This window comes from Staphylococcus sp. Y174-1 (assembly GCF_049897865.1).
Classification (GTDB): Bacteria; Bacillota; Bacilli; order Staphylococcales; family Staphylococcaceae; genus Staphylococcus; species Staphylococcus saprophyticus.
On the sequence record NZ_JAFCXB010000003.1, the window covers coordinates 38,296 to 50,187 of the forward strand.

Annotated in this window: 10 protein-coding genes; 1 reads left to right on the forward strand and 9 read right to left on the reverse strand. The window is 33.5% G+C overall.

Features of this window, described 5'->3' with window-relative positions:
• Positions 1-313 precede the first annotated feature (313 nt).
• On the forward strand, positions 314-1,849 hold the full coding sequence (putP, locus tag ACP7BT_RS10960; protein ID WP_041079961.1) for a sodium/proline symporter PutP: 1,536 nt from the start codon (positions 314-316) through the stop codon (positions 1,847-1,849).
• A gap of 122 nt (positions 1,850-1,971) precedes the next feature.
• On the opposite strand, the gene ACP7BT_RS10965 is transcribed toward putP, so the two are convergent.
• The 9 genes from ACP7BT_RS10965 to ACP7BT_RS11005 all read right to left on the reverse strand — a co-directional run bounded on the left by ACP7BT_RS10965 (position 1,972) and on the right by ACP7BT_RS11005 (position 11,809).
• Entirely contained in the window at positions 1,972-3,180 is a 1,209-nt protein-coding gene (locus ACP7BT_RS10965) for a CamS family sex pheromone protein (RefSeq protein WP_011302765.1), read from the reverse strand.
• Positions 3,181-3,192: 12 nt separating this feature from the next.
• Positions 3,193-5,196: an NAD-dependent DNA ligase LigA gene (ligA, locus tag ACP7BT_RS10970; RefSeq protein ID WP_002482825.1), complete on the reverse strand. Its 2,004-nt coding sequence runs from the start codon at positions 5,194-5,196 to the stop codon at positions 3,193-3,195.
• A gap of 3 nt (positions 5,197-5,199) precedes the next feature.
• Positions 5,200-7,416: a DNA helicase PcrA gene (pcrA, locus tag ACP7BT_RS10975; protein ID WP_037538117.1), complete on the reverse strand. Its 2,217-nt coding sequence runs from the start codon at positions 7,414-7,416 to the stop codon at positions 5,200-5,202.
• Positions 7,416-8,105, reverse strand: coding sequence for a heptaprenylglyceryl phosphate synthase (locus tag ACP7BT_RS10980; protein WP_011302762.1), 690 nt, complete (start codon positions 8,103-8,105; stop codon positions 7,416-7,418). The genes pcrA and ACP7BT_RS10980 overlap by 1 nt, the downstream gene beginning before the upstream one ends.
• 118 nt (positions 8,106-8,223) lie before the next feature.
• On the reverse strand, positions 8,224-8,898 hold the full coding sequence (locus ACP7BT_RS10985; RefSeq protein ID WP_037538114.1) for a M15 family metallopeptidase: 675 nt from the start codon (positions 8,896-8,898) through the stop codon (positions 8,224-8,226).
• A 248-nt stretch (positions 8,899-9,146) separates the two neighbouring features.
• Positions 9,147-9,449, reverse strand: a complete 303-nt coding sequence (locus tag ACP7BT_RS10990; protein ID WP_002482821.1) for a YerC/YecD family TrpR-related protein — start codon at positions 9,447-9,449, stop codon at positions 9,147-9,149.
• A gap of 86 nt (positions 9,450-9,535) precedes the next feature.
• Complete coding sequence (gene purB / locus ACP7BT_RS10995; protein ID WP_041079959.1) at positions 9,536-10,831, reverse strand: adenylosuccinate lyase; 1,296 nt, start codon at positions 10,829-10,831, stop codon at positions 9,536-9,538.
• A 214-nt stretch (positions 10,832-11,045) separates the two neighbouring features.
• Positions 11,046-11,234 (reverse strand): NETI motif-containing protein, encoded by a 189-nt coding sequence (locus tag ACP7BT_RS11000; RefSeq protein ID WP_002482819.1) that lies wholly within the window; start codon positions 11,232-11,234, stop codon positions 11,046-11,048.
• On the reverse strand, positions 11,231-11,809 hold the full coding sequence (locus ACP7BT_RS11005; protein ID WP_037538142.1) for a DUF2179 domain-containing protein: 579 nt from the start codon (positions 11,807-11,809) through the stop codon (positions 11,231-11,233). The genes ACP7BT_RS11000 and ACP7BT_RS11005 overlap by 4 nt, the downstream gene beginning before the upstream one ends.
• Positions 11,810-11,892 lie beyond the last annotated feature (83 nt).

Sequence of the window (11,892 nt, forward strand, 5' to 3'; positions counted from 1 at the left end):
TAAGTTTTTCAATAATAACAGTAAATTAAAACTTTAAATTGCTATTATTTGCTTGTCATTCATACGTTAAAAATGGCCATTGTTTAAATTTTACCACCTAAATCACGCACGATTTATTTTTTAAAATGCATAATCAATCATTGTACTTTATATTTCATGTAACTATACATCATTTAATGGAAGCGCTTAACAAAGCATGGATAAAATGTATTTTTTTATTAAACTAAAATAATACTATTCTATTTATAAATTACATTGTATAATAATTCATGTAGTACAATAGAATCATTTAAAACAAAGGGAGATGAGGACGATGCTGATATTAGGCACTTCATTGGCCAACCAAGTACATGCAAGTTGGCAAACATATATAATGATCATCATATATTTCATTATATTATTATTTATCGGTTACTACGGATACAAACAAGCTACAGGTAATTTAAGTGAATTTATGTTAGGCGGTAGGAGCATCGGTCCTTATGTGACAGCACTTTCAGCAGGTGCATCAGATATGAGTGGCTGGATGATTATGGGGCTACCAGGATCAGTTTATAGTACTGGGTTATCTGCTATGTGGATTACCATCGGTCTTTCATTAGGCGCCTATGTAAATTATTTTGTCGTTGCACCTCGTCTACGTGTCTATACAGAATTGGCTGGTGATGCGATTACATTACCAGATTTCTTTAAAAACAGATTAAATGATCACAATAATTACATAAAAATTATATCCGGCTTAATTATTGTTGTTTTTTTCACTTTATACACACATTCCGGTTTTGTATCAGGTGGTAAATTATTCGAAAGTGCCTTCGGTTTGAATTATCATTGGGGATTACTAATGATTGCATTTATAGTCATATTTTATACATTTTACGGTGGTTATCTTGCTGTATCTATCACCGACTTCTTCCAAGGAGTGATCATGTTAATCGCTATGGTGATGGTCCCTATCGTTGCACTTATCGATTTAAACGGCATCGATACGTTTAAACAAGTAGCAGAGATGAAACCAACAAATATGAATCTATTTAAAGGCACAACCGTTTTAGGTATCATTTCACTGTTTGCTTGGGGATTGGGTTATTTCGGACAACCTCATATTATTGTTAGATTTATGTCTATAAAATCGCACAAATTATTACCAAAAGCACGAAGATTAGGTATTAGCTGGATGGTGATTGGGTTATTAGGTGCTGTTGCAGTTGGTTTAACAGGTATTGCCTTTATTTCTGAACGCAACATCAAGTTAGAGGATCCTGAAACTTTATTTATCGTTATGAGCCAAATTTTATTCCACCCTTTAGTTGGAGGCTTCTTATTGGCAGCAATTTTGGCAGCCATCATGAGTACAATTTCTTCACAATTACTGGTAACTTCAAGTTCCTTAACGGAAGACTTTTATAAACTCATTCGTGGTGAAGATAAAGCTAAAGCACACGAGAAAGAATTCGTAATGGTTGGTCGTTTATCTGTATTAATTGTAGCGATTGTGGCTATATGGATTGCTTGGTCGCCAAACGATACGATACTAAATTTAGTTGGTAATGCTTGGGCAGGATTTGGTGCCGCATTTAGTCCATTAGTTATTTTCTCACTCTATTGGAAAGGTCTATCACGTACTGGTGCACTTGCAGGCATGATTACCGGCGCATTGGTCGTAATTATTTGGATTGTTTGGATTAAACCATTAGCTTCTATCAATGAGCTATTTGGTATGTATGAAATTATTCCTGGATTCTTAGCAAGTGTGATTACTACTTACTTTGTTAGTAAATACACTAAAAAACCTGGTTCATTTGTGACACATGACCTAGATAAAGTAAAACAAATCGTAAAGGAATAGTTTGATATTATAACTGTTAATTCAATACAAAACGCCAAACTGGTATATCATTATAATTGATATCAGTTTGGCGTTATTTTTTGTCTATGCAAGATTGTCATTATCTTGGTTAATTGTTTCGGTTAATTGTTGTTTTTATAAATATGAACTTGTGGTTCTTTGTCGTCTTTCGTTTTACTTATAAGTGCTTTCGGATTATTACCATCTTTAATATGAATTTCATATTCATCAATACCATCAAAATATTTATCAGCTTGTTCTGTTACATATTGAGTGATACCAATCGTTTCTGCTTTACCATAATAATCTATAGGTAAATCAACGGATAGTTGTTTCGCTTTTTTATTATCAAATTTAACTGTACCCACTGCTTGTGTGAAATTATTAAAATAGGTTTGTAGGTTGTCATTAAATTGTTTGAAATCGGAATTTAAATTTTCATCAAGCTCTCCCGCTTCTTCAGAAGGTAATAAGGCTGTTTTTTGATTAATATCTTTCCAATCATTAATACGTGTCTTACCATCTTCAACCGTTGTCCCTGCAATAAACTCACCTGGAACAATTGAATTTTCACCAGATTGTTTATAAATAGCAAAATGTATAGGTATTTCTTTCAAATCCTTATTTTCCCGAATTCGAGAAAGTAATTCTTCTGCCATTTGTTTACCTTGTTTTTCAATTTCTTTATCGTCGAGGTCTTTGCTATAGGTTTCACCGTCTTTTTCTTTTTGATAATAATATGTACTATTCATAGCTAAACCTATTGTCATACCTTTTATTTTTTTACCTTTTGTATCACCACTCGCATAAAAATCTTGTTCTAAAATATTAGATAAATATGCAGGTGATTGTTCAGCAATTTTTTCAGGATCTGTTTCACCTTTATGAGATGGATTTAGCCCCAAGTTTTCATTTGCTTTTTTCTCTTTTCTATCACTTTCATCCATTTTGTTAACTTCATCTTTAGTATACTTTGGATTTAGAAAAGCATTAATCATATCTTTATCTAAGTATTGTCCATCTTGATATAAGTAGTCATCCGTTGGAAATACACTTTTACTTAAATCTAACAAACCATTTTCAAAGTCTTCACCATTGTAACTGTTCGCCATGTTATCTTGTAATAATCCACGTGCTTGGCTCTCCTTAAATGGTAAAATCGTTCTATAATTATCACCTTGCACATTTTTATCCGTTGCAATTTCTTTTACGGAACCTGACTCTTTTTGTTGCTCTTTTTCATTAGATTGTTCTTTTGATTTTTCATCATTATTTCCACAAGCTGTTAATACCAAAATTGCTGAGATGAATAGTATAATCGTTCGTTTCATGCATTATCTCCTCTATCCCTCTATTTCATTTTGTTTCTGAACAAAAGCTTCTTCTGACCAAATTTCTGTACCAAATTTTTCTGCTTTAGCTAGTTTAGAACCAGCATCTTCACCTGCTATGACCAAATCGGTATTTTTTGTTACGCTATTGGTTACTTTTGCACCTTGTAATGCTAACCAATTGGATGCTTCATTTCTTGTCATTTGATATAACTTACCAGTTAGGACAATTGTTTTATCTTTAAAATCTGGGTGTCCTTCTAATTCTGTTGTCTTAACACCTTTATAAATCATATTAACATTTTTTGCTTTTAATTTATCAATTAATGCACGTATATCTTCATTTTCTAAATAAGTTACTACAGATTGAGCTAGCTTATGCCCCACATCATGAATATCCATTAACGCTTCTTCCGTCACATGAAACAGTTCATCTATCGTTCCATATTTTTCAGCAATCACTTGGCTAGCTTTAACGCCTAAATGTCGAATACCAAGACCAAATAATAATTGTTCTAATGAATTCGATTTAGCTTTTTCAATAGCATTGAGTAAATTATCTACTTTTTTCTCGCCCATACGGTCCAGTGGTAAAAGATCTTCTTTCGTCAAATAGAAAATATCAGCTACATCTTTTATTTTCTCATTTTCATATAACTGTTGGATTATTTTAGTTCCTAAGCCATCTATATTCATCGCTTGTCGTGAAACAAAGTGAATTAATCCTTCTACTAATTGCGCTTGGCATTTAGGGTTAATACAACGTAATGCCACTTCGCCTTCTATTCTAACTAATTCATGTTCACAACTAGGACAATGTGAAGGCATGTGATAGATTTCTGCATCATCAGGTCGTCTGTCTAATACACTTTTAATTACTTCAGGTATGATGTCGCCTGCTTTTTTAATTACAACGCTATCACCTATTCTTATATCCTTATCATGGATTAAATCTTCATTATGTAGTGAAGCGCGAGAAACGGTTGTACCTGCTACCCTAACTGGTTCAAGAACAGCTGTGGGTGTAACAACACCTGTTCTGCCAATACTCAATTCAATATCTAATAATTCCGTAACCACTTCTTCAGCGGGAAATTTATATGCAATAGCCCAGCGCGGTGATTTTTGAGTGAAGCCTAATGTTTCCTGTTGTTCTAAAGCATTGACTTTAATAACAATACCATCAATATCATAAGGCAAGTTTTCACGTTGTTCTGTCCATTTGTCAATGTAAGTCATAACTTCTTCTATCGTTTGAACGCGTTGACGTTCTTGGTTTGTTTTAAAGCCTAGTTGGTCAAGTTCATCTAATGCTTCACTTTGAGTATCTGCATTAAACTGGGTAAAATCATTCACACTATATAAGAAAACGCTCAGTTTACGTTTGGCAGCTAACTTTGAATCTAATTGTCGTAATGAACCAGCTGCTGCATTTCTTGGATTAGCAAATGGCTGTTCTTCATTCGCAGCTTTCGCTTCATTTAAATTAACAAAAGACTTTCTAGGCATATACGCTTCGCCTCTGACTTCAAAAGTTCTACTTTCATTAATTTTTAATGGTATCGCGTGTATTGTCTTTAAATTTTCAGTAATGTCTTCGCCCGTGGTGCCATCCCCACGAGTTAAACCTTGAACAAATCGACCGTTCTCATATTTTAATGAAACTGCAAGTCCATCAATTTTCAATTCACACATGTACTCAACATTTCCTATATTATCACGTATACGCTGATCAAATTTTCTTAAATCTTCTTCGTTAAACGCATTACCTAAACTAAGCATAGGCGTATCATGATTCACTTTTTCGAATGTGGACTGCGCACTACCACCTACTCTAACTGTAGGTGAATCCGCAGTACGATATTCTGGATGTTGCGTTTCTATATCTATCAATTCATGGAGTAATTTATCATACTCACTATCAGGTACTGATGGATTATCTTTCACATAGTACTCATAGCTATATTGATTTAATAATCTATGCAACTCATCTACACGCGATTGTATATCAGCCACTTGTTACTCCCCCTTTTTTTCAATAGGTGCAAATTGTGCTAGCAAGCGTTTTGGTCCTTCAGATTTAAAGATAATATCTAATTCGACAGAACCATTTTTTTCTTTTACATTACTTACCATGCCTTCGCCCCATGACTTATGCATTACTTTATCACCAACATTCCAATTGGTAGCTGATTGCTTTTGTTTTGTTGCAGTAGCACGTTGGCTGTGCGCTCGTTTAGCAGGTTGTTTGGTAGCATTCTGGAAACGATTGCTCGTTGCCTGTGCTTGAGATTTTGATTTACCTTTAGATTCAATTTCCAATAAATCTTCAGGAATTTCTCTTAAAAATCTCGAAGGCATATTGGATTGAGGACGACCAAATAACATTCTAGATGTTGCATGTGTTAAGTATAAGGTCTCCTCAGCACGTGTTATTGCAACGTAACAAATACGTCTTTCTTCCTGCATTTCATGTTCATCATCACTCTTAATCGCTCTGATATGTGGGAATAAAGATTCTTCCATACCCATTATAAATACAATTGGAAACTCAAGACCTTTGGCAGAGTGCATCGTCATGAGCGTAATACCATCTTCAATTTGAGCATCATCAATATCAGCAACCAGTGATAAATCAGTTAAAAAGTTAATTAGCGATTGCTCTTCTAGGGGTGTGTTTTCTTCATAATCTTTAGGTACAGACATAAATTCATCGATATTTTCTAATCTACTTCTAGATTCGAGCGTTTGTTCACGTTCTAACATGTCTCTAAAGCCTGTCTTAGTCAATACTTCTTCTACAATCTCTGTAATTTCAAGAAATTCTTGTTGTTTAATTAAATTTTGCATAACATCATAAAAACTAATACATTCTTGCGTCACTTTTTTAGATAGTCCTATAAAATCAACCTCTGCTAATGCATCAAACATACTTAAATCATTTTGTGCCGCATATGCTTGAATTTTATCTACAGATGATGGACCGATGCCGCGTTTAGGAATATTGATTACTCGACGTAAACTAATGTCATCATTACTATTTGCAATAATACGTAAGTAACTTAATAAGTCTTTAATTTCTTTTCTGTCATAGAACTTTTGACCACCAACCATAGTATACGGTAAGTTCGATTTCATAAATGTTTCTTCAAGTACACGTGATTGTGCGTTTGTACGATATAAAATGGCCATATCTTGATACTTTTTACCATTTCTTTGGTGTTTCATAATTTCACGCACGACGTATTCAGCTTCATCTCGCTCAGTCGTAGCTTCATAGTAATGAATTTTATCGCCACTCGTATTACCAGTCCATAACCCTTTCGGTTTACGTTCTGAATTATTTTTGATGACTTCATTCGCTGCATTTAATATATTTTTTGTAGAACGATAATTTTGTTCTAAGAAAATCGTTTTGGCTTCTGGATAATCTTCTTCAAAAGAAAGAATATTTTGGATATCTGCACCACGCCAACCATAAATTGATTGATCTGAATCTCCAACAACGCATAAATTTTTAAATTTAGCGGCAAGTAATTTAACTAAAGTATATTGTGCTTTATTCGTATCTTGATATTCATCGACATGAATGTATTGAAATTTATTTTGATAATAATCTAATACATCTGGTACACGTTCGAATAATCGAATCGTCACCATGATCAAATCATCAAAATCAAGTGCTTCATTTCTAGATAATTGTCTTTGATAACCTTTATAAACGGTTGCAACCATTTGTTCATGATAGTCATTTGCTTCTTTTTGTGCATCCTCAGGTGTTTTCAATTCATTTTTAAGGTTACTTATCGCCCCGATAAACATTCTAGGTTCGAATTTTTTACTATCTATATTTTCATTTTTCAGTACATCTTTAATCACTGATTTTTGGTCAGTTGGATCAATAATTGTAAAGTTACGTTCTATACCAATACGGTCTGCATCTCTTCTTAAAATCCTCACGCACATTGAGTGGAATGTAGACATCCACAATACCTGAGCTTGTTCTCCAACTAATGTTTCAACACGTGCTTTCATTTCTTTTGCTGCTTTATTAGTAAAAGTAATCGCTAAGACGTTATACGGAGACACGTCTTTTTCATCTAGCAAGTATGCGATACGATGGGTTAACACACGTGTTTTACCTGAGCCGGCACCTGCCATAATTAGTAGTGGCCCCTCTGTCGTACGTACTGCTTGACTCTGTTCATCATTCATCTTGTTTACTAATGCATTCATTAATGTGTCTCCTTTACTTTAACTGTTTTTAGTGCTTTGTTTATATCTTCGTATATAATATTTCCGACAATGATTGTATCTGCAATAGAAGCCATCATTTCTGCTTCTTCGTAGTTACTAATACCGCCACCATAAAATAATTGTGTTTCCGTTAACATGTCTGCTGCTGCCTTTACCAAGTTAGTTTCGCCATACACACCACTATACTCTATATACATAACTGGTAGTTGATACATATCATTAATCATTTGTGCATAAGCTTCAATATCTTCATCATCTATCATCGTGTCAGCTTGCGTTAATTTGGCTACCTTGCAATCTGGATTAAGTACCACATATCCTTCGAACACAACTTCATTAAAATCTATCAATGTACCATATGACTTTAACGCTTCTAGTAATAAACCATTATGGTATTTTACATCCCTACTGTTTAAAACAGTTGGAATAAAATATAAGTCAAAGCCAGGTACAACACTTTCAAGATTAGATATTTCAAGTACTATTGGTAATGAATAACATTTAACTTTATGCATTAAGTGCGCAACATTTTCTTCAGTGATGTCATCCGTTCCACCAATCATAATTGCGTCCGTATCTGATGTACAAATTTTCATTAAATCTTCGTCACTGATGGGCTTTGCGGGGTCCAATTTAAAAATATGTCTCCACTTATTCATGTCAGTCATGATATGTTTCTCCTTCTTTTAGCATACATATGATTATATCATTTTTATGTCTCGAGTTCTAAAATACTGAAGAAAAAATCACCCCAAATTTCTGAGGTGATTTTGCATCATCTTGATATTACTTATTAAGATGGTAATAGCTTTCTAAATTTGTATTTTTCTCATTGATTGTTTTTGCCAATTGAGGTCCTACATACCTTAAATGCCATGGTTCATAAGCATAGCCAGTTTGTTTTGATTGGTTCTTAGGATACCTAATAATAAAACCATAATTGGCTGCATGTTTAGCTAACCATTGTGCTTCTTTAGTTTTTTCAAAATCTGTATGAAAATCATTTAATGGTTGGCTTGTTCCTACATCAAATGCTAAACCTGTTTGGTGTTCAGAATGTCCAGGTTTAGCAGCATATTTAGTTGTCTTTTGCTTACCATCCTTCTCAACAAAAGTATCTACCACTTTTTCTTGATTCTCAAAATTTCTATATCCACTTGTCATGGTCAAATCTAAATTTCTTTTTTCTGCTTGCTTCAATAATTTGTTTAGTTGCTTTTTAGCTATTTTATTTTCGCCTGGTTTATATTTCGCCGGAAGTGCAAGTTGTTTATTCACAATGACATGACCATTGACATAAGTTACACCATTGTTTTCATATTTGAGTGGTAAGGCATTCTTGGGTTTACCAATATTGTCATTAGTTGGTTTAAAATTATTAGCTGATAGAATCATAATAAAAATAACAATAAGACATAAACATACTAAAGTGAACAGAAAAAGCATCACTTTTTTTGACATAGCTCTCTTCCTTTCATTCTATAAAAACCATCGCCTATTTTAAAATGGAATCCCATTTTCATAAATGTCTGCTACATATTTCATTACCCTTCTTCAATGTTATAAACCGCAAAAATAATACAAAATGCCAGACAATCACATCGTTATAATATCTCATATTTTAAAATCAAATCCATCATTGTATAAAAAAATGACGACTTTGGTTACTATACCTAGTCGTCATTTGATAAAATTTATGGTTTAAATCATTAATCGGCCGTTTCTATATTCATACGATCAAGAATCATCGTGTAAGCATCATTACCCCATTGTAGTGATCTCTTCACACGAGAAATTGTGGCTGTTGATGCACCTGATTCTTGTTCGATGGTTGCATATGTGTAACCTTGTTTAATCATTTTTGCAACTTGTAATCGTTGTGATAATGATTGGATTTCGTTCACTGTACATAAATCATCAAAGAATTCATAACACTCTTCTCTATTTTCAAGTGTCAATATTGCATCGAACAGTTCATCTAATGCTTTTCCTCTAAGTTTTTCTATTTGCATTTAAAACAACCCCTGTATTTTTCAATATAATCTTATTTTAACGTATTAGTACATTAAAGTGTAACGATTTCACTTGAAAAATTTTATTATTCTAAACCAGCTCTTTGGAAAATTGTATCCACTTGATTTAGATGATGCTTTGGATTGAAACACTCATCTAAATCTTCTTTTGTTAGTAAGTCTGTAATTGTTGCATCTTCTTCAATTAAAGTTCTAAATGGTGTTTTTGTTTCCCAAGATTCCATAGCCTTTGGTTGTACTTTATCATATGCAGCTTCACGTGCCAAACCTTTGTTAATCAATGCTAATAATACGCGTTGAGAGTATATTAAACCAAATGTTTTATCTATATTCGCTAACATATTATCTTCGAAGACAGTTAGTCTTTCTACAATATTTGTAAACCTATTCAATCCATAATCTAATGCAATGGTTACATCTGGTAACATAATTCGTTCTGCAGATGAATGAGAAATATCTCTTTCATGCCATAATGGCACGTTTTCATATGCTGTTGTAACGTATCCTCTGATTACACGTGCAATACCAGTGATATTTTCTGAACCAATCGGATTACGTTTATGTGGCATGGCAGATGAACCTTTTTGACCTTTTGCAAATGCTTCTTCTACTTCACGTGTTTCTGTTTTTTGTAAATTACGAATTTCTACAGCAAATTTTTCCATTGAAGTGCTAATTAAAGCTAATGTTGCAACATAATATGCGTGACGATCACGTTGTAGTGTCTGCGTAGACACTGGTGCGGCATCTAATCCTAAATGCTCACACACATAGGCTTCAATTTCTGGAGGAATGTTCGCAAATGTACCAACTGCCCCGCTCATTTTACCAACTTCAATCTCTTTTCTTACTTGTTTAAAACGTTCTAAATTACGTTTCATTTCTGTATACCATAAGGCCATTTTCACACCGAAAGTAGTTGGTTCAGCATGAACACCGTGTGTACGTCCCATCATCAAAGTATATTTATAGTCTTTCGCTTTTTGTGCTAATACATCAATAAAACGTTCCAAGTCTTTTTCAATAATTTCATTTGCTTGTTTGATGACGTAACTTAATGCAGTATCAACTACATCTGTTGAAGTTAAACCATAATGGACCCACTTGCGCTCTTCACCTAATGTTTCAGAAACTTGTCTTGTAAACGCAACTACATCATGACGTGTTTCTTGTTCAATTTCTTGTGCGCGAGCGACGTCTACTTTAGCATTTTCACGTATTTTCTTAACATCTTCAGCTGGAATATCACCTAATTTGCTCCATGCTTCACATGCAAGTATCTCTACCTCTAACCATGCCTCATAGCGATTTTGATCCGTCCAAATATTAGACATTTCTTCTCTAGAATAACGTTCAATCATTGAAATAAGCTCCTATCATACATAAATTTAGTTTGATTCCATTAAAACATGTACATTAATAAATAATTCAGACTAAAAGTTCGTGTTTACCTTTTCAGTAATAGTTTAACAGAATTATATTAAAAAGTATAAGGCTTTTAAGTCATCTTTATAAAATATTTACACATTCCAAAAATAACCGCTACGGATACGATGATCCATAACGGTTCATAAATTATTGCTCTATCATTTTTCCTACAAATTCAATTTCTTGCTTCAATACTTCTAAACTGCCATCTTTATTCTCTTTATAAATTGGCTTTTCGAACCGTTTGACCGGCGCATACCCCGCTTCACGCATACGTTGTAAGCAATCTTGAATCGTCTCGTTATCTGCGACTTTAAATTTTTGCTGTTTTTTCATATACTTTCAACTTCATCCGTATCGTATTGCTTAAGTTTTTTACTTCTAACACCTTTCGCCCAGAAACCACCGTGTATTTGACGTGGTTCATATGCCACAATAAATGCTTTTTCATCGATTTGCTTAATGGTATCTATTAATTTAAATTCAAAACGTCTTGGCGTTAAAATTTGTAATATTAAGCGTTTGCCATCTCGACCATATGCTGTATTGTGGGTTACACCATAACCTAAATCTCTTAATTGTCTTGGTAAGTCTAACTCATATTCTGATGATGTCACATTTACAACAGTGTAGCCAAGCGCAAGTTTTTCTTCTATCTTCATGCCTACTATGATACCAATTGAAAATCCAAAAGCGTATGCGAACACATTTTGAATTTGATCTAAACTAGACATGACCATACCTAATCCAACAACATATACAAGTACTTCTAAGAAACTGACAATGGCAGCTACATAGCGATATCCTTTAAGTGTTAAGATTGTTCTCATTGTAAGACACGTCACATAAGCAACGTTTATAATAAAAATTGCTAAAACCATTAACCATGGATTAGATGTTATTACTGACATGACCATTTTCCTTTCTCTTACATTAAATTCAAGTAATTTTATCAACTACGATTTCGTTTGTCACTAAAAAGTTATCGGAATTA

Bases quoted from the DNA above. Each gene is read 5' to 3' on its own strand.
- ACP7BT_RS10985 (WP_037538114.1), bottom strand. From the start codon at position 8,898: ATGTCAAAAAAAGTGATGCTTTTTCTGTTCACTTTAGTATGTTTATGT.
- ACP7BT_RS10965 (WP_011302765.1), bottom strand. From the start codon at position 3,180: ATGAAACGAACGATTATACTATTCATCTCAGCAATTTTGGTATTAACA.
- pcrA (WP_037538117.1), bottom strand. From the start codon at position 7,416: ATGAATGCATTAGTAAACAAGATGAATGATGAACAGAGTCAAGCAGTA.
- ACP7BT_RS10980 (WP_011302762.1), bottom strand. From the start codon at position 8,105: ATGACTGACATGAATAAGTGGAGACATATTTTTAAATTGGACCCCGCA.
- ACP7BT_RS11000 (WP_002482819.1), bottom strand. From the start codon at position 11,234: ATGAAAAAACAGCAAAAATTTAAAGTCGCAGATAACGAGACGATTCAA.
- ACP7BT_RS11005 (WP_037538142.1), bottom strand. From the start codon at position 11,809: ATGTCAGTAATAACATCTAATCCATGGTTAATGGTTTTAGCAATTTTT.
- putP (WP_041079961.1), top strand. From the start codon at position 314: ATGCTGATATTAGGCACTTCATTGGCCAACCAAGTACATGCAAGTTGG.
- ACP7BT_RS10990 (WP_002482821.1), bottom strand. From the start codon at position 9,449: ATGCAAATAGAAAAACTTAGAGGAAAAGCATTAGATGAACTGTTCGAT.
- purB (WP_041079959.1), bottom strand. From the start codon at position 10,831: ATGATTGAACGTTATTCTAGAGAAGAAATGTCTAATATTTGGACGGAT.